Origin of the sequence: Streptosporangium longisporum, from assembly GCF_039534895.1 — a bacterium.
Taxonomy (GTDB): domain Bacteria; phylum Actinomycetota; class Actinomycetes; order Streptosporangiales; family Streptosporangiaceae; genus Streptosporangium; species Streptosporangium longisporum.
The window spans coordinates 49,876-69,494 of the sequence record NZ_BAAAWD010000015.1; the positions used below are offsets into that span (position 1 = coordinate 49,876).

The following is a 19,619-nucleotide window of genomic DNA, read 5'->3' on the forward strand; positions in this document are numbered from 1 at the left end:
GGGTCGCCCCGTCCGGACGGCACCCCGGGGGCCGGGTCAGGAGACCAGCAGTGACGCCTCGAAGGCGAGGAGCACGTCCCAGGCGCGGGGGAAGACGATCACGGATCCCCCGGTCGCGCCACCGCAGTTCGCGCTCTTGCTGAAGGCGGAGAAGATGCCGTGCGCGTTGACGTCGCCGTAGTAGTTGGCGTGGCTGTAGACCGGTCCGCCGCTGTCACCCTTCGCCCCGGCGCAGGAGGCGGTGGTGTGCTTGGCGCGGATCATGTGCTTGACGTGCTGCCCGGTGCTGTAGGTGCCGCTCCAGCCGTAGTGGGTCACCTTGATGTTGCAGATCTGCCCCATCGTGGAGCCGGAGTTGCACACGAAGTTGCCGGGGTAGGTCTTGACCACGCCCACCACCCTCGCGCTGGACGAGGAGGTCTTGCCGCCGACGAAGATCCTGCCGGTCGTGTCCGCGTTGACGATCGCGGCGTCGCGGTTGGTGATGTACCAGTTCAGCGTGCCCATGTAGTTCGCCTGGCTGCTGACGCCGCCGCCGTCGTAGAACTCGTTCCACAGGCTGCCGCAGTGGGAGGCGGTGAGGTACCCGGCGTTGCCGTTCCTGTCGACGACCGGGAAGCCCGCGGTGCACCCGTTGCCCTGCTGCTTGTTGAGGATCCGGCCGCCCCCGTAGTAGCTGGGGACGTCGTTCTGCCGGTCGTAGGCGGTGGTGAAGGTCTCGCTCCCCTCGACGGCGACGGGCGCCGTCGCTCCGCTGGGCCGCTGCAACCGGTCGGGGGAGGTGTCGGCCCCCGCGACGGAGAGCTGGACGCCGCTGCCGTCCGGCTGCGGCACCGCGCCGGTGACCTGCCCGGCCTCCACCCACCTGGTGGCCTCCTGGAGGAGCTGGGCGTGCGTGTGGGCCGCGGGCAGCACGCGGACCGGTGCCACCTGCCTCCCCTGGTCGACGGCCGTCTGCACGGCCGTGGGCACCGCGCCCCGCCAGTACAGGCGCACCTCGTGGTTCTCGGGGGCGACGACGATCCCCGCGTACCCCTCGGCCGTCTCCGCCCGCTCGGTGATCCGGTCGGCCACCCCGTTGAGCCGGTCCTGCTCGGCGAACAGGGCGTCCCAGCCGGTGAACCCGGCCGGCACCGGCTCCCGGGGGGCGTCCTGGTTGACGATCGGCGGCTTGTCCGCGGGACCGTCCGCCGTCCGGGCGCCGGCGGTCCCCGTTCCCGACAGGGTCAGGAGCGTGAGCGCGGCGGCGCCGATGGCCGCCATGCGTAAGCGCGTGCTGGTTTCCATTGTTTCCCCTCGTGGTCGTCCGTGAGAGGCAATGAGACCAGCGTCCCGGCGGCGTTTCTTCGCCCTTTTACGAGGTGTGGGGGGTGATTCGCCCTTGTGCGTCCCTCAAGGGAACGGGCACCGGGCGGGACGAGTGCGCCGTCCGGTCGCCGCCAGCGCGGCCGTGTCCCCGGACGGCACGATGGGGCGCATGAACCACACCGAGACCACGAGGACACGCCACCGGGTCCGGGCCATCGCCCCGGACGTCGTGAGCGAGCTGCTGGAACGCGACGACGCGGGAGGCGGCCCCCGGATGGTCCTCGACGAGGAGGGCGGCAGCCCGATGCGCTGCTGCCTGGGCCGGAGCCTTCCCGGGGAGAGGATCGCGCTGGTGTCGTACGCGCCGCTGCGGCGCTGGGCCGCGGAGACCGGGGCGGACCCGGGACCGTACGACGAGGTGGGGCCGGTGTTCGTGCACGTCGGCGGCTGCGCCGGTCCGGCGGGGTCCGGCTTCCCGGACGCCATGCGCGGCGACCGGCGCGTGCTGCGCGCGTACGCGGCGGACGGCCGGATCCTGCGGGGACGCTACGTGGAGGCCGGTGACGGCCGCCCGTCGATCGAGGAGGAACTGGACGACCTGTACCGCGACCCCGAGGTGGCCGCGGTGCACCTGCGGGCGGTGGAGTTCGGCTGCTTCCTGCTGGAGACCCGCCGGGACTGACGCCCGTCCCCGGCGCGTGTCTCGCCCCCACGGGAGGTGGGGGCGGGGGTCCGTCGGCGGCTCGCGTTCGTCCGGCCACGGCCGGACGAACGGCGGTCAGCCGGCCACGGCCAGGCGGCCGGCGCGCATCCGGGCCGGCTGGAGGACCAGCTCGAACCAGACCTCGTTGGAGCCGGTCTCCCTGACCAGGCCCCAGCGGTGGGCCAGCGCCTCCAGCAGGGGAAGGCCGCGGCCCCCCGTCGCGTCGGACGAGGCACGGCACGCGCAGGGGACCTCGCCGGAGCCCTCGTCCTGGACCGAGACCCGCACGCCCGTCACCGAGCAGGTCACCGTGACGGTGAACGTGCCGCCGTCCGCGGACCGGGAGTGGACGACCGCGTTGGTGGCGATCTCGCTGGTCAGCAGGACGCAGTCGTCGTGGAGGGGATGGTCCCTCCCCAGGGTGGCCGAGACCAGGCGGCGGGCCCTGGCCACCTGCTCCGGCAGCCCCGCGAGGCGGAGCACCCATTCGTCGCCCTCGTACTCCGGCATGTCCATGCCGCCCCCTCCGTGTCGTTCTCGCTTCTGGGAAGACGCGGAGGTCCGAAGGGGAGATGTCTCAGAAAAGTAGGAATGTGATCACTTACCGGACAGGCAGGTGGGGCTTGCCGGAAGGGCCCCCACCTGCGTGCCCGTACCTGCCGTACCGCGTGACGTCATCCGTCACATGCGGTGCCAGCGAGCCTCGAAGAAACAGTAGACCGCGAACAGCAGCAGGCCGATCGCGACGAGCCCGAGCAGCCACGGACCGGCCGGGGTCTCGGTCAGCGAGCGCAGCGTCGCGTCGATGCCCTTGGCCTTGTCCGGGTCGTAGGTGATCGCGGCCTGGACGACGAAGACACCGGCGACGGCGGCGATCACACCGCGGGCGATGTAGCCGGCCATGCCGAGCTTCTCGGCGAGGCCGCGCGCCTGGGCCGACATCTGGCCGGTGCGCAGGTCCTCCAGGAACTTCTTCTTCCAGCCCTTGTGGATCCAGTAGGCGCCCAGCGCGATCAGGCCGAGCCCGATCAGCCCCACCAGGAACTGGCCGGCGGGCAGGTCCATCACCATGGCGGTGATGTCCTTGGACTTGCCGTCCATGGAGGCGCCCGGGTCGTTGCGCAGCACCATGCCGAGCAGCGTGGCCACGATCAGCCCGTAGACGGCGGTGCGTCCGGCCGACTCCACCCGGTCCTTGGTCCTGCCACGGCCGATGACCGCCTCGGACAGCTGCCAGAGGGTCAGGGCGATGAAGCCGACGACCATGAGCCAGAGCAGCACCTTGCCGAACGGCTGCTCGGCCACCATCTCGATGGCACCGGTCTTGTCGGCCTCCTTGCCGCCGCTTCCCCCGCCGAAGGCGATCTGCAGCGCAAGGAAACCGATCAGCCCGTAGAGGACACCCCGGCAGGCCATTCCGACCCGTGCCAGCCTGTCCAGCGTCTGACTGTTGGCCGCTCTGCGAGCGGCCCCTTCCACCTGAGCCTGAGGGCTGTTCATAACTCTGCGCTCTAACCCGCTCAGCCCCTGGTAAACCTTAATTCTCGGGCATGGCGTCGAGCCTGCGCAAGATCACTCCCTCGCGCAGCGCCCACGGGCACACCTCCAGCTCCTCCACGCCGAACAGGTCCATCGCCGCGTCGGCGACGATCGCCCCGGCGGGCAGCTGCGGTGCCCGCGCCTCCGAGACGCCGGGCAGCCCGGCCCGCTCGCGCGTCTTCATCCTGGCCAGCCGGTCGGCCCATCCGACCAGGTCGGCGTGCCTGAGCACCCGGCGCGTCCGCTCCCCCTCGCTGGAAGGCGCGGCCCCGGCGATCCTGGCCAGCTGCCGGAACGTCTTGGACGTCGCCACCGCGTGGTCGGCCGAGCCGTACCGGCACACCTCGCCCACGGTCCGGGCGATCTGGGTCCGTACGTGCCGGCGCAGCGCCCGGAGCTCGTCGGCGGGCGGCGGGTCGGCGGTGAGGTGGTCGCGGGTGAGGCGCCCGGCGCCCAGCGGGAGCGAGACCGCGGCGTCGGGCTGCTCGTCGAGGCCCGTGGCGATCTCCAGGGATCCGCCGCCGATGTCGAGCACCAGCAGTCGCCCGGAGGACCAGCCGAACCAGCGGCGCACCGCCAGGAACGTCAGCCTCGCCTCGTCCTGGCCGGACAGCACCTCGATGTCGACGCCCGTGCCGTCCTTGATCCCGGCGATGACCTCCTCGCCGTTGACCGACTCCCTGACCGCGGACGTGGCGAAGGCCATGAGGTCCTCCACGCCCTTGTCCTCGGCGATCCGGAGCGCCTCCTCGACGAACTCCCGCAGGCGCGTGGCCCCCCGGACGGACAGGCGGTCGCCGTCCTCCATGTGCTCGGAGAGCCGCAGATCCACCTTGTGGGAGAAGGCGGGCAGCGGCCGAGCCCCCCGATGCGCGTCCATCACCAGGAGATGGACCGTGTTGGAACCGATGTCGAGAACGCCCAGTCGCATGGGATGAAGTTACTACCCCGTGCCCGCTCCTCCACCCGGGGTCCGCGGACGGGCACGCGGCGCACCGCCCACCGGGTCCGTCGTCCGTCGTCCGTCGTCCGTCGTCCGTCCGAGGGTGGCCTGATGCGGCCATCAAAGGAAGTAGATCTTGTAAAGATGCCCCTTTTCTGCAAATACTTGCCATTTGTCGCTATTAACGGGGAGGTTCTCATGAAACGCGTCATCATTCACAAGCCCGGCACCGTCGCCCTCAGCGGTAACGCGAGCCCCAAGCACGTCGGCTGAGATCTGATCGCAGAACCGGCGTCCCACGCTGGGCGCCGGTCCACCGAACACGGTGTTCCCGATACCATCGGAGAGCACCTGAACCGACGCGAAGGAGCCCGGTGAGCCGGGAACCGCACCCGCCAGGAGACCCCCGCCCCGCACCGCCGCTTCCCACGGTGGACGCCGGCCGGCACCTGCTCGGGCCCTACACCGCCGGAAGCGCGCTCGTCGCCGCCCTGCTGCCCGGCGCCCCGCCGGACCTGGTCTCCCGCTACGACATCGAGCTGCGCGCCGTCGCCCCCGACCTGCACGACCGCGTCCCCGTACGGCGCCGCTCGGTGGCCGCGGGCCTGTCCGAGGCGGAGCGGATCCTGGTGCACGCCCCGCGGCGCACGCTGCGCCTGTCCAACGGGCTGGCCGAGTTCGTCCGCGAGCGCCTGGCCGCGACCGGGCCGCGGACGCTCGTCGTGGAGAACCTCGCCCTGGCCGACCCCACCGACCTGGAACTCCTCGCGGTGCTGCGCCGCCGGGTGCCCGCGGAGCTGCTGACCGTGGTGACCCGCGAGGAGGGCACGCCACCGGAGACGCTCACCCCGTCCGGGCACGACGCCCGCGCCGACGAGCTGGAACGGCTCGGGACGGTCGGCGCGCGGCTCGGGGCGATCCCGTACCACCGGGAACGGGGCGAGGACCCGGCCAGGGCGCTGGAGGCGCTCGCGTTCGCGGTCGGCTGGTGCCTGGACGCCGGGTGCCACGACGCCGTGGCGGATCTCGGACGGCGCGCCCTGCGCCTGGCCGACCCCGAGGACGACCCGGCGACCTGGTGGCGGCTGCTGCACAGCACCGCGACCGCGCTGGCCGCGCTGGGCCGCGAGGACGAGGCCGAGGACCTGTTCGACCTGGCCAGGAGGGAGAGCGTCTCCCCCGCCGTGCACGCCGCGGCCGCCTACGCCACCGGGATGCTCAAGGTGCGCCACCGCGACCCGGCGCGGCGCGACACCGGGGCGGCGCTGGCCCTGGTGAACCAGGCGATCGCCATCTCCTCGCTGCTGCCCGACCCGCGCGAGCGGGCGTTCAAGCTGGGGTTCGACCTCAACGGCCGGGCGCTGGTGGAGACGCGTCGGGGCCGTCCCGCCAAGGCCATGGAGCTGGTGCAGGAGGCCGTCGACCTGGCCGAGCGCGACCTGCGGCCCGGCGAGCACCCGATCCACCGGCTGGTGCTGCTGGCCAACAGGGCCCAGCTCGCCGTGATGCTGGACCGTCCCGAGGAGGCCCTGGCGGACCTGGACGCGGTGATCGCGGCCGATCCCGGCTACCCCGACTACTACATCGACCGGGGCAACCTGCTGCACCGGCTGGGCCGGATGGACGCGGCGGTCGCCGACTACGAGACGGCGATGCGCGCCGGGCCGCCCTTTCCCGAGCCGTACTACAACCGGGCCGAGATCCGCTTCTCCGCGGGCGACCACCGCGGCGCGCTCCAGGACCTGGACCACGTGCTGGAGCTGGACCCGTCGTTCGTGGACGGGCTCGCCAACCGGTCGGGGCTGCTGGCCGGTCTCGGCGAGTACGGCAGGGCCCGCGCGGACGCGGAGGCCGGGCTGGCCATCGCCCCCGACAACCCGTACCTGCTGTGCGCGCTGGGGCAGGTGGAGACCGCGCAGGGCCGGTACGCCGCGGCGCGCGCGGCCTTCGACCGCGCGCTGGAGCTCTCCCCCGGCCTCGCCGCCGCCTGGGCAAGCCGGGGGCTGCTGGCGTTCGAGACCGGCGCCCCCGAGGGCGCGGCGGCCGACTTCACCCGGGCCCTGGAGTCCGGGCCCGACCCCGCGCTGCTCTTCAACCGGGCGATGGCGCTGCGCGCCGCCGGACGCGACGGGGAGGCCGTCGCCGACCTGACCCGGGCGCTGGAGCTGGCCCCCGACGACGAGGACATCCGGCGCGAGCTGAAGTCCTGACCCGGACGGGACACCCGGTCCGGGTCCCTCGTCCGGGTCCCCGAGCCGGGTCTTCGAGCCGGGCCTTCGAGCCGGGCGGGACCGTGTGGGACGGGTCCGGGCGGGGCAGGGGTCAGCCGAGCGTGCCGGAGAGGTAGCGCTCGGCCAGCTCGCAGGTGCCCTCGGTGTAGCCGGAGCCGAGCTCGGCGGCGATCTCCGCGCCGGTGTGGGTGCCGATCCAGGCGACCAGCAGCAGCCTGCGGAACATCACGAACGTCCAGATCTCGGCCGCGTCCCCGGCCGGCAGGTCCAGCACGGTCCGGTAGCCCCGCGTCCAGGCGTCGAGCAGGTCGGGGACCTCGGGACGGTGCTCGACGAAGCTGACCGCCGCGGCCAGGTCGTACAGGTACCAGCCGAAGCCGCAGTCGTCGAAGTCGATGACGGCCGGTGGCCCGTCGCCGGCCACGAGCAGGTTGGCCGAGCGCAGGTCGGCGTGGATCAGGCCGTAGCGTTCCGGCCCGCGGCCGAAGCGGCGCAGCCGTGTCCGCAATTCCGTGTCCAGCCGTCCCAGCAGGGTGCGCGCCTCGGCGTCCATCCCCGGGCCGTCCTGCCAGCGGCCCCAGCGCGACCCCGCGCCGAGGGCGGCCTCGTGGTCCCAGTGGAAGCGGGTGAAGCCGGCCGGCCGGGACCAGCCGCGCGCGTGCCGGTGCATGCGCGCGGTGAGGGCGCCCAGCCGTTCGAAGCCGGGCACCGGGTGCTCGCCGGACGGCTCGGTGCCGGGCAGGAACTCGAACATCACGCAGTCGCGCGGTTCGGCGCCCGGGACGGTCAGCACCCGGGAGCCGTCGGGGGCCGGGATCACCCGGGGCGTGCGGACACCGGCCTCCTCGCGCAGCGCCTCCAGCCAGGCCAGCTCCGACAGGATCTCCGGCGTGGTGTGGTAGCCCAGCCGGTGCACCCGCAGGACGGACCGCAGCCCGGTGTCGGGGTCGTCCACCCGGTAGGTGGCGTTCTCCGACACGTTGACCAGGGTGACCTCGGCGCCGGGCAGGCCGTACGCCCTCGTCGCCGCGCGGGCCACGTCGTGGACGCGGTCCAGCACGTCCCCCCCCGGCCGACAGGTCGTGGGCGCGCATGGGTCTCTCCCCGGGGGTCGGTCCAGGGCCGGCTCGGGGCCGGCGTCGGGCCTGGGTCGGCCCGGCGTCGGATCCTATCCGAGGGGTCCCCGCTCCACCCGCCCGGCTCCGCGCCCCGCCGCCGGGCCCTGATCCGGGTCCGGCGCCAGGCCCTGGTCCGGTGTTACGCCCGGGTCCGGAGACGATCCGGTACGTCCTCCTCCGGCCTGTCGCCGTCGCGCACGGCGTCCTCCCGCGGAAGGCGCTCCCCGGCGCCCGCGATCTCCTCGGCGTCCGCGATCCCCGCCGCCTCAACGACCTCCACCGTCTCCGCGGTCTCCGAAGGCTCCGTCACGGCGTCGGGCACCGTGATACGGATCTTGGACTGCCGGTGCGGGAGCCGCTCCCAGTCCTCCATGAAGGTCGCCCGGAGCCCGCACCGTACGGCCAGGTCGACCAGGGTCTCGGTGCGGTAGTAGAAGTCCTCTCCCAGCACCTGGTGCTCCTCGCCCTCGGTCCGGTCGAAGGTGAAGTCGAACCAGCCGCCCGGCTTCATGATCCGGCCGACGTTCCGGAAGCACTCCTCGATCACCTGGATCGGGGAGTGCGAGAAGACGCTGTGGGCGTGCACGACGTCGAAGGCCCCGTCGGGCAGCGCGGTGAAGCGCAGGTCCCTGACCGGCATCAGGTGCGGGAACCTGTCCCGCAGCCGGTAGTGGGCCAGGGTGTCCTGGGCGGCGATCAGGATGTCCGGGGAGATGTCGATCCCGTGGTAGTTCCCGGCGTCGAGGTAGCCGATGAGCAGCCGCCCGGCCCGCAGGTTGCCGCAGCCGATCTCCAGCACGCGGTGCTCGGGCCTGAGCCCGTGCCGGACCAGGTAGTCGAACTGCATCTTCCCCAGCGCGGTCCAGCGCCGGTGGGACGCGCTGCCCACGGCTGCGTACGGGTCGCGTGCCGTGTCGGATCTCATGACGGCCCGGTAGTAGGAGACGTGGTCGCGGTTCCTCATCCGCAGCCACGCGTTCCTGGTCCATCGGCGCAGGTGGCGGGGGATCCGGCCGGGATGGCCGAGGGCGTACCTGATCTGGTGGACGATGCTGGAGCGGTTGTGGCGGTGCATGGCCCCTCCCTCGTCGGAACGGTGTCCGGCGGCTCCCACCGGCCAGGTGATCATATCCGTGCGCGACACGTTCGTCACTCCATGTGACCGTCATCGGAATGTCGCCCGTCGCCGTCGCGGCGATGCCCCGTCCTTGCGCGACGGCCCTGTCGCGGTACGGGACCCGGCCCCACGGCACCGTCGCGCACCCGGCGCACCACCCGTCCCACCCCTTTCGCACCTCCCCTGCCCGGGACGCCTTTTCGCGAAGACCGCGGGCGGCGCCGGTCCTCCGTGGGGCCCGCGCGGGCGTCGGATCGTTATGACGTTCTCCATCACCCGACCGGCGGCGCGCCGTATCCGGCCGTACACGCCGGAGGTCTTCGAGACGACGAGGAGCCCGGTGAACCTGGAACTGGCGTTGCGCATGTGTGAGGCCGCGGTGAGGCAGGCCGCGCGGGAGGGAGCGCTCATCTCGGTGGCGGTGGTGGACGCGGGCGGGCACCTGGTCGCGTTCCAGCGGATGGACGGCGCGCGCATCGCCGGCCCGGCCCTGGCTGCCGGCAAGGCGTACACGGCGGTGGCCCATCACATGCCGACCGCCGAGCTGGCGCCGCTGGTGGCGCCGGGAGGCGAGCTGTACGGCCTGGCGGGCGACGGCTACGTCTGCCTCGGCGGTGGCGTGCCGCTCACCGGTGCCCGCGGGGACGGCGGGGTGCGCGGCGCGATCGGCGTCAGCGGCGGGAGCATCCCCCAGGACGTGGCCTGCGCCGAGGCCGCCGCCGCGCTCTGCGAGGGGACATAACACGGTATGTCCGTTAACGTCCATAGCCGTCGGGGACAGGTTTTTGATGAACCGGCGACTTTCGCGTTATCTCCGATGATCGTGGGGCAGTGAACGCCTGCCCCGGACGATGATCGTCCGCGGGCGGACACTCTGGAGGATTATCGTGGAAGCTCTCGTACTGCTCGCCCTGGTCTGTTTCCTGGCCTCCGCGATCTGGTCCGCCATCAGCCGGTCGTGGCCGATCGCGCTGCTCGCGGCCGGCGCCTTCCTGCTCACGCTCTCGGAGACCTCGCTCCTGGGCGGGGGGAACTGAGCGGACCCCGTACCGACGCGCCGGTTCAGGCGTCCGTCCCGGAGAGGGCGTGGTCGATCTCGGCGCGGGTGGGCATGGAGGTGCTGGCGCCGGCGCGCTGCACGGACAGGCCCGCCGCCGCGGTGGCGAAGCGGACGGCCCGGTCAGGGGGCTGCCGCTCGACCCGGGCCGCGGCGAGGGCGCCCACGAAGGTGTCGCCCGCGGCCGTGGTGTCCACCGCGGGCACCCGGGGCGCCTCCACGTGCACGACGGGGCCGTCCCCCGAGGCGGTGAGCGCGCCGCGCGACCCCAGGGTGACGATGACCCAGCCGACCGTGCCCCGCAGTTCCTCCAGGGCCCGCTCGTGGTCGGCCTGGCCGGTGATCGCCGCGGCCTCGTGCTCGTTGGCCACCAGGACGTCCACGGCCTCCAGCAGCTCGGCGGGGAGCGGCTGGACCGGCGCGGGGGTGAGGACCACGGTGGTCCCGGCCGCGCGGGCGGCGCGGGCCGCGGCGGTGACCGCCTCGATGGGGAGCTCCAGCTGGAGCAGGAGCACGTCGGAGCGGGAGATGACCTCGATCTCGGCCGGTGAGGGGGAGGTCACGGTCCCGTTGGCACCGGGCACCACGATGATCGAGTTGCCCCCGTCACCGTCCACCACGATCTGGGCGATGCCCGAGGGGCCCGGGACCGTGCGCAGCTCGCTCACGTCGACCCCGGCCGCGGCGAGCGTCCGCCGCATCTCGGCGCCGAAGTCGTCGTCGCCCACGGCGCCGAGGAAGGCCACCCGGGCGCCCGCCCGCGCCGCGGCGATGGCCTGGTTGGCGCCCTTGCCCCCGGGGACGGTGGCGAAGGCCCGGCCGGTCACGGTCTCGCCGAGCGCGGGGGCCACGTCGACGTAGGCCACCAGGTCCATGTTGGCGCTGCCGAAGACCGAGATCATTGTTCCTCCACCACCAGGGCCGCCGCACGGCCGGTGCCCGGCCCCGTACCGACGACCGAGCCTACAGGTGGCCCGCCCGGCGCCCCCGCCCGGCCTCGCTGTGTCACCGCGTCGCCGCGTCACCCCGTCGCGGTCCTCCGGTCTCCCGGTCTCCCCGTCCCCCGGTCAGGAGCGCAGGTAGGCCAGGACCGCGAGGACCCTGCGGTGCTGGTCGCCGTCCTCGGCGTACAGGCCGAGCTTGGCGAAGATGCTGCGGACGTGCTTCTCCACGGCGCCGTCGCTGACCACGAGCTGGCGGCCGATGGCCGGGTTGGACCTGCCCTCGGCCATCAGGCCGAGCACCTCGCGTTCCCGCGGGGTGAGCAGGGCCAGGGGGTCGTCACGGCGGCGCCGTACCATCAGCTGGGCCACCACCTGGGGGTCGAAGACCGTCCCGCCGGCCGCGACCGTGCGCAGGCTCCCCATGAAGTCGTCCACGTCCACGACGCGGTCCTTGAGCAGGTAGCCCACCGCGCCCCTGGCGTCGGCGAGCAGGTCGTCGGCGTAGGAGACCTCCACGTACTGCGACAGGATCAGCACCGGGGTGCCCGGAACCCTGCGGCGCGCCTCCACCGCGGCCCGGAGGCCCTCGTCGGTGAAGCCGGGCGGCATCCGCACGTCCACCACGGAGACGTCGGGCCTGTGCTCGGCGACGGCGGCCACCATCCCGTCCCCGTCCCCCACCGCGGCGACCACCTGGCAGCCGAACTCCTCCAGAAGCCTGATCAGCCCCTCCCTGATGAGCACCGCGTCATCGGCCACCACTACCCGCACGGAACCTCCGCCACTATGACCGTCGGCCCGCCGACGGGTGAGTCGACCGCCAGCTCGCCGTCCACCGCCCTCAGGCGGTCTCCGAGACCGGACAGGCCATGCCCCTTGGCGACGTGTGCGCCGCCCACCCCATCATCCCCGATCGTGAGCATGAGGTAGTCCCCCGTCCTGCTCAACGACACCGTGCAGATCGTGGCGCGGCTGTGCTTGGCCACGTTGGTGAGGGACTCGGCGACGACGAAGTAGACGGTGTTCTCCACGGCGGCCGGGAAGCGCTCCGTGATCTGCAGGTCCAGCTCGACCGGGACGGTGCAGCGCCCGGCGAGCGCGGCCAGCGCCGGGGCCAGGCCGCGGTCGCTGAGGATGGGCGGGGCGATCCCGCGCGAGAGGGCGCGCAATTCGTCCAGGGTCTCGCGGGTGGAGGTGATGGCCTGGTCGAGCATCCGGCCGACGGCCTCGGGGTCGCGCTTGAGCTGCCGCTGTGCCCGTGACAGGTCCATCGCCAGGGAGACCAGGCGCTGCTGGGGACCGTCGTGGATGTCGCGCTCCAGCCGGCGCAGCGCGTTGGCCTCGGCCGAGACCGCGGCGGCCCGGCCCTCGGCCAGGTCGTCGATGCGCTCGTGCAGCTCGGCCACGCCGGTCAGCATGGCCCTGCCGAGCCCGGCCTGCACCAGCGCGGCACCCCGCACGATCATCGGGAGGGTGAGCGCGAACAGGATCCCGACGGTGGTGTTGACGAGGACGTCGATCCACAGCTCCGGGCCCAGGCCCAGCAGCATGCCGAGCCCGCCGGTGTTGCCGGGGATGGCGTTGATGATCCACCCGTAGAGCGGGTAGGTGAGACCGGTGATCGACCCGGCCCACCAGACCACCGCCAGCACGAAGGTGATGATGGAGATCGGGAAGGCCACGATGCCGTAGAGCAGGTCCAGCCACGACTGGCCGTTGGTGAACGGGTTGATCATCCTGCGGAACCAGCCGGCCTCCGGCGGGGAGGGCCGGTACCTCGGCCGCGCGACCGGGCGGCCGAGCACCTCGGGCAGCCAGCGCCGCTCGACGTCGGCGAAACCGCGGGCGGCCAGCAGGGTCGTGGCGAGGATCGGCAGGCCCACGAACACGGCGGACGTCGCCGCCCCCACGGCGAAACCCGCCACCATCAGAACGAACCAGATGATCGACAGGGGGAAGCCCACGACCAGGTACCGGGTGTCGGTGCCGATGCGGCGCAGCAGGGGTCTCATGACGCCAACGCTAAGGGGAGCAGGTCACGGGCATCGACCCGGCGGACCCGCCTGGCGGGGGTGAGGCCAGCACTACCTCCGCCGGTGGTGCGTCCGCTCAGGAAGAGTGCCGCGTGCGTCACTGCGCCGCCGGGGCCGGGCGAGGAGGCTTTTCTCATCGCCTCACCCGTCCCCTTGGAGAATCGAGAGCCCGTGACCGCCGTGATCCCCCACCCGGCAATCCGGCCGGCGACCGCACCGGTGACCGTGCCGGCGACCGCACCGCCGCTCGTGCCGGCGCCCCGCCCGGCGCGGTCCGCCGCCGCTCGTGACCCCTTCGTGGACGTGCTCCGGGTGTTCGGCATGGCGCTGGTGGTGCTCCAGCACTGGAGCATGCCGCTGCTGTCCTTCGACGAGGGCCGCATCGTCACCGGGAACGCGCTGGCCACGGGGAACGCGTGGGCGATCACCTGGATCAGCCAGGTGATGCCGCTGGTCTTCTTCGCGGGCGGCGCGGCCGGGGCGATCAGCCGGCGGAGCGCGGCGCGGCGCGGTGACACGCCCGCGGCGTGGCTGGCGGGCCGCGTGCGCAGGCTGGCGTGGCCGGTGCTGCCGCTGGCGGCGGTCTGGGTCCCCCTGCCGCACCTGCTGACGGCGCTCGGCATGCCGGCGCAGCCGGTCGAGACCGCCTCGCGGCTGGCCGGGCAGCTCCTGTGGTTCCTGGTGATCTATCTCGTCGCGGTGGCGGCGACCACGCCGATGCTCCGGCTGAACGCGGTGTACGGCTGGCGGGTGCCCGCAGTGCTGGCGGCGGCGGCCGTGGCGGTGGACGTGCTGCGCTTCGCCGGCGGCCTGGAGGTGGCCGGCCTGCCCAACACGGTGCTGGTCTGGCTCGCGGTGTACCAGCTCGGTTTCCTGTACGCCGACGGCAGGCTGACCCGTCCCTGGGCGATGGCCCTGGGCGGCTACGGCACGGCGGCGGTGCTGGTGGCCTTCGGCCCCTACCCGGCGAGCATGATCGGAATGCCGGGGGCGGTCTCCAACATGGCCCCGCCCACGGTCGCGCTGCTCGCGGTGGGCGTCGGCCAGATCGGGCTGGCGCTGGCCCTGCGCCGGTGGATCGTCTCCTTCGCGCGCTGGCCCGGGGTGTCACGGGCGCTGGGCTGGGCCTCGGAGCGGATGATGACCCTCTACCTGTGGCACATGAGCGCGCTGTTCGTCATCGTCTCGGTGGTCGTGGTGGGGCTGGGGATCTCGACGCCGGCGCCGGGCACCTCGGCCTGGCTGTCGGGCTGGCCGCACTGGCTGCTCCTGCTCGCCCTGGCGATGTGGCCGCTGCTGCGGGGCTTCGGCCGGTTCGAGTCGCCCCCGGCGGGCCGTCCGTTCACCGGCGGGGCGGTCCGGGCCGCGACGGCCACCGTCCTGGTGGGGGCGGGGCTGCTCACCTTCACCGTGACCGGCTTCGTCCCGGGGGTGGCGCCGCTGGTCGGCGCGGGCGCGCTCGTGGCGGGCCTGGCGCTGACCGGCTCGCTCGCGCGCACCGCCCGGCCGTCAACCATTGGTTGACGATACCGGCCGCGTCAACCTATGGTTGACGCATGACCTCACACGTCCAGCGGAAGTGGACCCTCGGTTACACGTTGCTGATGATCCCGCCGTTCATCGGCCTGCCGCTCGTCCTGTTCGATCCCCCGCGGTGGCTGGAGATCGTCGCCCTCGTCGCGATCCTCGCCCTCGTCTACTCCGGCACCCGGCTCCTGTACAGGCAGCGGGGCGGGTGGCGGCCCTCCAGCACCCTGCCGGAACGGACCGGCGATGACCACTGAACGGGCCGGTTCCGACGCGGTCCACGAGGCCCTGACCCGGATCCTGATGGAGAACGCCGCCGTCGAGGACCCGTACGGCACCGAGGACTTCCTGCGGCTGGTCGCCGGCGCCGCCACGTTGCAGGAGGAGGCGTCCACGCTGCTGCGCACGACCGTCGCCTCGGCCCGTTCCGCCGGTGTCACCTGGCAGAGCATCGGCGCCACGCTCGGGATGACCAAGCAGGCGGCGCAGAAGCGGTTCGCGCCGCCCCTCGCCCCCAGCGCCACCGGCCTGGACCCGCACGAGCGCGTCCTCGGCCCGACCACCACCTTCGACGAGATGCACGAGCTCGCCCTGGCCGGCCGGTACGGGTGGCACAGCGTGGAGTTCGGCACCACCTACCACCGCGTCGTCCGCTCCGGGACGCAGTGGGAGCACACGAGGGTGACGATGTCGCCGGGCAGGGTGCGGCGGCTGCGCGCCGAGGGCTGGGAGGTCATCGGCTCGGGCTTCCCCTACACCTACCTGAAGCGCGACACCGGCGTCCCGGCGCTCCAGGAACCGCCCTCGCCCTGACTCCCGGCTTGACAAAAAAAGCCATAATCCCGCAATGGCGTGCGTTTTCCGGCGAACGCGGTGTGATCCAGTGCCCTCACCGGTCCGACCACCGCGAGTTCTTCGGCAGTATTGGACCGTGAGCCTTGTAGACCGCCTGCCAGAAGAGATCGACGCCGACCCCGACACCATCTTCGACGCGTTCGTCGAGTGGAACTCCGAGCGGGGGCTGACCCTCTACCCGGCGCAGGAGGAGGCTCTGATCGAGGTGGTCTCGGGGAACAACCTGATCCTGGCCACCCCGACCGGTTCGGGCAAGAGCCTGGTCGCCGCCGGAGCCCACTTCACCGCGCTGACCCGGGACGTGCGCACCTTCTACACCGCCCCGATCAAGGCGCTGGTGTCGGAGAAGTTCTTCGACCTGTGCGCGGTGTTCGGCACCGAGAACGTCGGGATGATGACCGGCGACGCCAGCGTGAACCCGGGGGCGCCGATCATCTGCTGCACCGCGGAGATCCTCGCCAACGTCGCGCTCCGCGACGGCGCCCAGGCCGACATCGGCCAGGTCGTGATGGACGAGTTCCACTTCTACTCCGAGCCCGACCGGGGCTGGGCCTGGCAGGTGCCGCTGCTGGAGCTGCCGAACGTCCAGTTCATCCTGATGTCGGCGACCCTGGGGGACGTCACCAGGTTCGAGGAGGACCTCACCCGGCGCACCGGCAAACCCACCGCGGTGGTCAAGAACGCCGAGCGCCCGGTCCCGCTGGTCTACTCGTACCGGATGACCCCGCTGCACGAGACGCTGGAGGAGATGCTCACCACCAACCAGTACCCGGTCTACGTCGTCCACTTCACCCAGGCCTCGGCCATGGAGCGGGCCCAGGCGCTGATGAGCATCAACATGTCGACCAAGGCCGAGAAGGAGGCGATCGCCTCCATGATCGGCCACTTCCGGTTCACCACGAAGTTCGGCCAGGCCCTCTCCCGCCTGGTGCGGCACGGCATCGGCGTGCACCACGCCGGGATGCTCCCCAAGTACCGCCGCCTGGTGGAGCGCCTGGCCCAGGCCGGCCTGCTGAAGGTCATCTGCGGCACCGACACGCTCGGCGTCGGCGTGAACGTCCCGATCAGGACCGTGCTGTTCACCGCCCTGTCGAAGTACGACGGCAACAGGGTGCGCCGGCTGCGCGCCCGCGAGTTCCACCAGATCGCCGGCCGGGCCGGCCGGGCCGGGTTCGACACCATCGGCTACGTCGTCTGCCAGGCCCCCGACCACGTGGTCGAGAACGAGAAGGCACTGGCCAAGATCGGCGACGACCCCAAGAGGCGGCGCGGGTTCGCCCGCAAGAAGCCGCCGGAGGGCTTCGTCGGCTGGAGCGAGGAGACCTTCGAGAAGCTGCAGACCGCCGAGCCGGAGCCGCTGAACTCCCGCTTCAAGGTCAGCAACGCCATGCTGCTCGCGGTGATCAACCGTCCCGGCGACTGCTACGCGGCCATGCGCCACCTGCTGACCGACAACCACGAGGACCGCAAGTGGCAGCGGCGGCACATCTCCCAGGCCATCGCGATCTACCGGTCGCTGCTGGCCGGGGGCGTGGTGGAGACGCTCTCCGAGCCCGACGAGCAGGGCCGGATGGCCCGCCTGACCGTGGACCTGCAGGAGGACTTCGCGCTGAACCAGGCGCTGTCCACCTTCGCGCTGGCCACCCTGGAACTGCTCGACATGGAGTCGCCGAACTACGCCCTGGACATGGTCTCGATCATCGAGTCCATCCTCGACGACCCCCGCCAGATCCTGTCCGCGCAGCTCAACAAGGCCCGCGGCGAGGCGGTCGCGCAGATGAAGGCCGACGGCGTCGAGTACGAGGAGCGGATGGAGCTCCTGGCCGACGTCACCTACCCGATGCCCCTGGCCGACCTGCTGCTGGGCGCGTACGAGACCTACCGGCGCGGCCACCCCTGGGTGGGCGACTACACCGTCAGCCCCAAGAGCGTCGTACGCGACATGTACGAGCGGGCGATGACGTTCGCCGACTACGTGCAGTTCTACGAGCTGACCCGCTCCGAGGGCACCGTCCTGCGCTACCTCGCCGACGCCTACCGCACCCTGTCGCGGACCATCCCCGAGCACCTCAAGACCGAGGACCTGGTCGACCTCATCGAATGGCTCGGCGAGCTGGTCCGCCAGGTCGACTCCAGCCTGCTGGACGAGTGGGAGCAGCTGCAGAACCCGACCGGTGAGCTGGAGGCGCCCTCCCTGGAGGAGACCACCAAGCCGGTCACCGCCAACACCCGCGCGTTCCGGGTGCTGGTGCGCAACGCGATGTTCCGCCTGATCGAGCTGGCCGCCGTGGAGGACGAGCAGGAGCTGGAGCGGCTGGCCCCCGACGTCGACTGGGGCGCCGCGCTCGACGCCTACTACGACGACCACGAGGAGATCGGCACCGGCCCGGACGCCCGCGGTCCCGGCCTGCTGCGCATCGAGGAGGAGAAGGAGTTCTGGCGGGTCCGCCAGGTCGTCGCCGATCCGGCGGGCGACGGCGACTGGGGCATCGACGCCCAGGTCGACCTGGCCGCCTCCGACGAGGAGGGCCGCGCGGTGGTCCACGTCATCGGCCTGAACCGCCTCTGAGACCGCTGCGGGAGCACCTGTGCGATCACCTTCGCCCCCGGGACCCGGGAGAATGACGGGATGAGCGACGAGGCGATCAGGCAGGTGCTCGGCCTGCTGTACCAGGAGGACACGCTGCGGGTGCTGGCGGCGCTGGTGCTGGAGGGCGAGCCCGAGAGGGATGCCGGCCTGGAGCGGGAGGCGCTGAGACGCGCGCTGGACCGCCTGGAGCGCGGCGGGCTGGCCGTCCGGGACGAGGACGGCCGCTGGAAGGTGCGCCGGGAGCGGTTCCGCGAGCTGCTGCACGCCACGGCCAGGCCCGCGGCCCCGGTCTCCCAGCAGGAGAAGGTGCTGCAGTCCTTCCTCGTCGAGGGACGGCTGCGGGCGATCCCCAGCAAGCGCGACAAGCAGCTCGTCGTGCTCGATTACGTGGTCCAGGTCTTCGAGCCGGGGGCACGCTACTCCGAGAAGGACGTCAACGTCGCGCTGCGCGCCTTCCACGACGACTACGCGGCGCTGCGCCGCTACCTGGTCGACGAGGGCATGCTCAGCCGGGAGAACAACGTCTACTGGCGCAGCGGCGGCTCCGTCGAGCCCTGACGGCGTTCCTCGACGTCCCTCGGCGCCCGTGTGCCCGCACGCGGGGAGGCTTGGCCGGGCCCGCGGAACCTCCACCGGCCGTCACCGGTCCGCCGCGGGCTCCGTGGAGGCCCGCAGGCGGGCGGCCAGCGTCCGGATGTGCTCGACCAGCTCGGGCGGCTCCCGCACGGTGAAGTCCAGGCCGAGCAGGCCGATGCTGAGCGCCAGCCACTCCAGCGAGTCGTCGCCGGTGCGCAGCAGGCAGCTGTGCTCGTCCAGCTCCTCCAGCACCCAGCCGGGTCCCGAGAAGCGCTCGGCGACCACGGCCGACGGCGCGTGCACGACGACCACGGCCCGGTGGCGGCTGAGCGGGGCCGTGATCGACTCCTCGACGTGGCCGGGGGGCGGTTCGCGCGGCGGGAAGCGCACACCGGTGCCCCGCGGGCCGGTCAGCCGGTCCACCCGGTAGGTCCGCCAGTCCTGCCTGCCGACGTCCCAGGCCACCAGGTACCAGCGCCGCCCGGTGGAGGCCAGCCGGTACGGGTCGGCGACGCGGTCGCTCCGGAGCCCGTCGCGGCGGCGGTAGCCGAAGCGGATCCGCTCGCGGTCCCGGCAGCTCTGGGCCAGCAGCGTCAGGGTGGCCGCCTCCACGGTGGGCGCGGCCCCGATCGGCGCCACGGGCTGCGTCTGCGACTGCAGGGTGTGCACGCGCAGGCGCAGCCGGGAGGGCAGGACCTGTTCCAGCTTGGCCAGGGCCCGGACCGAGGTCTCCTCGATCCCGGCCACCGTACCGCTCGCCGCCGTGCGCAGGCCCACCGCGATGGCGACGGCCTCCTCGTCGTCGAGGAGCAGCGGCGGCATCGCGGTGCCCGCCTCCAGCCGGTACCCCCCGGCCGGCCCGGGGGTCGCGTTCACCGGGTAGCCCAGCTCGCGCAGACGGTCGACGTCACGCCTGAGCGTGCGCGCGCTGACCCCCAGCCGGCCGGCGAGCTCGGGCCCCGGCCACTCCCGGTGCGCCTGCAGCAGCGACAGCAGCTTCAGCACCCGTCCCGTGGTGTCGGCCATGTCCCCACGATGCCACCGATCGCGGCCGGGAACCGACCTGAATCGGTCCCGG

19 protein-coding genes are annotated in these 19,619 nt (G+C 72.7%); 9 read left to right on the forward strand and 10 right to left on the reverse strand.

The window, feature by feature from the left end; translation table 11 throughout:
- Nucleotides 1-36: 36 nt before the first annotated feature.
- Nucleotides 37-1,287: a chymotrypsin family serine protease gene (locus ABD832_RS26660; RefSeq protein WP_344900178.1), complete on the reverse strand. Its 1,251-nt coding sequence runs from the start codon at nt 1,285-1,287 to the stop codon at nt 37-39.
- A 190-nt stretch (nt 1,288-1,477) separates the two neighbouring features.
- Here ABD832_RS26660 and ABD832_RS26665 point away from each other — a divergent pair, with 190 nt between their 5' ends.
- On the forward strand, nt 1,478-1,990 hold the full coding sequence (locus tag ABD832_RS26665; protein ID WP_344900180.1) for a DUF1203 domain-containing protein: 513 nt from the start codon (nt 1,478-1,480) through the stop codon (nt 1,988-1,990).
- A gap of 96 nt (nt 1,991-2,086) precedes the next feature.
- Here ABD832_RS26665 and ABD832_RS26670 read toward each other — a convergent pair whose 3' ends face one another.
- The 3 genes from ABD832_RS26670 to ABD832_RS26680 form a co-directional block, all read right to left on the reverse strand.
- Entirely contained in the window at nt 2,087-2,527 is a 441-nt protein-coding gene (locus ABD832_RS26670) for an ATP-binding protein (RefSeq protein WP_344900182.1), read from the reverse strand.
- 165 nt (nt 2,528-2,692) lie between these two features.
- Nucleotides 2,693-3,511, reverse strand: coding sequence for a DUF1206 domain-containing protein (locus ABD832_RS26675; RefSeq protein ID WP_344900184.1), 819 nt, complete (start codon nt 3,509-3,511; stop codon nt 2,693-2,695).
- A gap of 37 nt (nt 3,512-3,548) precedes the next feature.
- On the reverse strand, nt 3,549-4,481 hold the full coding sequence (locus ABD832_RS26680) for a Ppx/GppA family phosphatase (RefSeq protein ID WP_344900186.1): 933 nt from the start codon (nt 4,479-4,481) through the stop codon (nt 3,549-3,551).
- A 386-nt stretch (nt 4,482-4,867) separates the two neighbouring features.
- On the opposite strand from ABD832_RS26680, the gene ABD832_RS26685 reads away from it, so the two are divergent.
- Nucleotides 4,868-6,703, forward strand: a complete 1,836-nt coding sequence (locus ABD832_RS26685; RefSeq protein ID WP_344900188.1) for a tetratricopeptide repeat protein — start codon at nt 4,868-4,870, stop codon at nt 6,701-6,703.
- A 112-nt stretch (nt 6,704-6,815) separates the two neighbouring features.
- On the opposite strand, the gene ABD832_RS26690 is transcribed toward ABD832_RS26685, so the two are convergent.
- Both ABD832_RS26690 and ABD832_RS26695 read right to left on the reverse strand, forming a co-directional pair.
- Nucleotides 6,816-7,784 carry a phosphotransferase enzyme family protein gene (locus tag ABD832_RS26690; protein ID WP_344900189.1) on the reverse strand — a complete coding sequence of 323 codons (969 nt, stop codon included), beginning with the start codon at nt 7,782-7,784 and terminating at the stop codon, nt 6,816-6,818.
- A gap of 197 nt (nt 7,785-7,981) precedes the next feature.
- Nucleotides 7,982-8,917, reverse strand: a complete 936-nt coding sequence (locus tag ABD832_RS26695; RefSeq protein WP_344901744.1) for a class I SAM-dependent methyltransferase — start codon at nt 8,915-8,917, stop codon at nt 7,982-7,984.
- A 301-nt stretch (nt 8,918-9,218) separates the two neighbouring features.
- On the opposite strand from ABD832_RS26695, the gene ABD832_RS26700 reads away from it, so the two are divergent.
- The gene (locus tag ABD832_RS26700; RefSeq protein WP_344900190.1) at nt 9,219-9,701 is read left to right on the forward strand and encodes a GlcG/HbpS family heme-binding protein; all 483 of its coding nucleotides are present in this window, start codon (nt 9,219-9,221) and stop codon (nt 9,699-9,701) included.
- A gap of 145 nt (nt 9,702-9,846) precedes the next feature.
- Nucleotides 9,847-9,996: a hypothetical protein gene (locus ABD832_RS26705; RefSeq protein WP_344900191.1), complete on the forward strand. Its 150-nt coding sequence runs from the start codon at nt 9,847-9,849 to the stop codon at nt 9,994-9,996.
- A gap of 25 nt (nt 9,997-10,021) precedes the next feature.
- Here the strand turns inward: ABD832_RS26705 and rbsK are convergent, their stop codons facing one another.
- From rbsK to ABD832_RS26720, 3 genes are all read right to left on the reverse strand, one after another.
- The gene (rbsK, locus tag ABD832_RS26710; protein WP_344900192.1) at nt 10,022-10,918 is read right to left on the reverse strand and encodes a ribokinase; all 897 of its coding nucleotides are present in this window, start codon (nt 10,916-10,918) and stop codon (nt 10,022-10,024) included.
- A 165-nt stretch (nt 10,919-11,083) separates the two neighbouring features.
- Nucleotides 11,084-11,731, reverse strand: a complete 648-nt coding sequence (locus ABD832_RS26715) for a response regulator (RefSeq protein ID WP_344900193.1) — start codon at nt 11,729-11,731, stop codon at nt 11,084-11,086.
- Complete coding sequence (locus ABD832_RS26720; protein WP_344900194.1) at nt 11,722-12,972, reverse strand: sensor histidine kinase; 1,251 nt, start codon at nt 12,970-12,972, stop codon at nt 11,722-11,724. The genes ABD832_RS26715 and ABD832_RS26720 overlap by 10 nt, the downstream gene beginning before the upstream one ends.
- A 318-nt stretch (nt 12,973-13,290) precedes the next feature.
- Between ABD832_RS26720 and ABD832_RS26725 the strand changes: the two genes are divergently transcribed.
- The 5 genes from ABD832_RS26725 to ABD832_RS26745 all read left to right on the forward strand — a co-directional run bounded on the left by ABD832_RS26725 (nt 13,291) and on the right by ABD832_RS26745 (nt 18,523).
- Nucleotides 13,291-14,517: an acyltransferase family protein gene (locus ABD832_RS26725; RefSeq protein ID WP_344900195.1), complete on the forward strand. Its 1,227-nt coding sequence runs from the start codon at nt 13,291-13,293 to the stop codon at nt 14,515-14,517.
- A gap of 32 nt (nt 14,518-14,549) precedes the next feature.
- On the forward strand, nt 14,550-14,777 hold the full coding sequence (locus ABD832_RS26730; RefSeq protein WP_344900196.1) for a hypothetical protein: 228 nt from the start codon (nt 14,550-14,552) through the stop codon (nt 14,775-14,777).
- Nucleotides 14,767-15,333 carry a hypothetical protein gene (locus tag ABD832_RS26735; RefSeq protein ID WP_344900198.1) on the forward strand — a complete coding sequence of 189 codons (567 nt, stop codon included), beginning with the start codon at nt 14,767-14,769 and terminating at the stop codon, nt 15,331-15,333. The genes ABD832_RS26730 and ABD832_RS26735 overlap by 11 nt, the downstream gene beginning before the upstream one ends.
- Before the next feature lie 118 nt (nt 15,334-15,451).
- Nucleotides 15,452-17,944, forward strand: coding sequence for a DEAD/DEAH box helicase (locus ABD832_RS26740; protein WP_344900200.1), 2,493 nt, complete (start codon nt 15,452-15,454; stop codon nt 17,942-17,944).
- A gap of 60 nt (nt 17,945-18,004) precedes the next feature.
- Nucleotides 18,005-18,523 carry a DUF2087 domain-containing protein gene (locus ABD832_RS26745; protein ID WP_344900202.1) on the forward strand — a complete coding sequence of 173 codons (519 nt, stop codon included), beginning with the start codon at nt 18,005-18,007 and terminating at the stop codon, nt 18,521-18,523.
- Between the two features lie 81 nt (nt 18,524-18,604).
- Here the strand turns inward: ABD832_RS26745 and ABD832_RS26750 are convergent, their stop codons facing one another.
- On the reverse strand, nt 18,605-19,567 hold the full coding sequence (locus ABD832_RS26750; RefSeq protein ID WP_344900203.1) for a helix-turn-helix transcriptional regulator: 963 nt from the start codon (nt 19,565-19,567) through the stop codon (nt 18,605-18,607).
- Nucleotides 19,568-19,619 lie beyond the last annotated feature (52 nt).

Coding starts and splice junctions, on each gene's coding strand:
- ABD832_RS26670 (WP_344900182.1), bottom strand. CDS start 2,527: ATGGACATGCCGGAGTACGAGGGCGACGAATGGGTGCTCCGCCTCGCG.
- ABD832_RS26675 (WP_344900184.1), bottom strand. CDS start 3,511: ATGAACAGCCCTCAGGCTCAGGTGGAAGGGGCCGCTCGCAGAGCGGCC.
- ABD832_RS26695 (WP_344901744.1), bottom strand. CDS start 8,917: ATGCACCGCCACAACCGCTCCAGCATCGTCCACCAGATCAGGTACGCC.
- ABD832_RS26700 (WP_344900190.1), top strand. CDS start 9,219: ATGACGTTCTCCATCACCCGACCGGCGGCGCGCCGTATCCGGCCGTAC.
- ABD832_RS26730 (WP_344900196.1), top strand. CDS start 14,550: ATGACCTCACACGTCCAGCGGAAGTGGACCCTCGGTTACACGTTGCTG.
- ABD832_RS26665 (WP_344900180.1), top strand. CDS start 1,478: ATGAACCACACCGAGACCACGAGGACACGCCACCGGGTCCGGGCCATC.
- ABD832_RS26660 (WP_344900178.1), bottom strand. CDS start 1,287: ATGGAAACCAGCACGCGCTTACGCATGGCGGCCATCGGCGCCGCCGCG.
- ABD832_RS26735 (WP_344900198.1), top strand. CDS start 14,767: ATGACCACTGAACGGGCCGGTTCCGACGCGGTCCACGAGGCCCTGACC.
- ABD832_RS26745 (WP_344900202.1), top strand. CDS start 18,005: ATGAGCGACGAGGCGATCAGGCAGGTGCTCGGCCTGCTGTACCAGGAG.
- ABD832_RS26750 (WP_344900203.1), bottom strand. CDS start 19,567: ATGGCCGACACCACGGGACGGGTGCTGAAGCTGCTGTCGCTGCTGCAG.
- ABD832_RS26720 (WP_344900194.1), bottom strand. CDS start 12,972: ATGAGACCCCTGCTGCGCCGCATCGGCACCGACACCCGGTACCTGGTC.
- ABD832_RS26680 (WP_344900186.1), bottom strand. CDS start 4,481: ATGCGACTGGGCGTTCTCGACATCGGTTCCAACACGGTCCATCTCCTG.
- rbsK (WP_344900192.1), bottom strand. CDS start 10,918: ATGATCTCGGTCTTCGGCAGCGCCAACATGGACCTGGTGGCCTACGTC.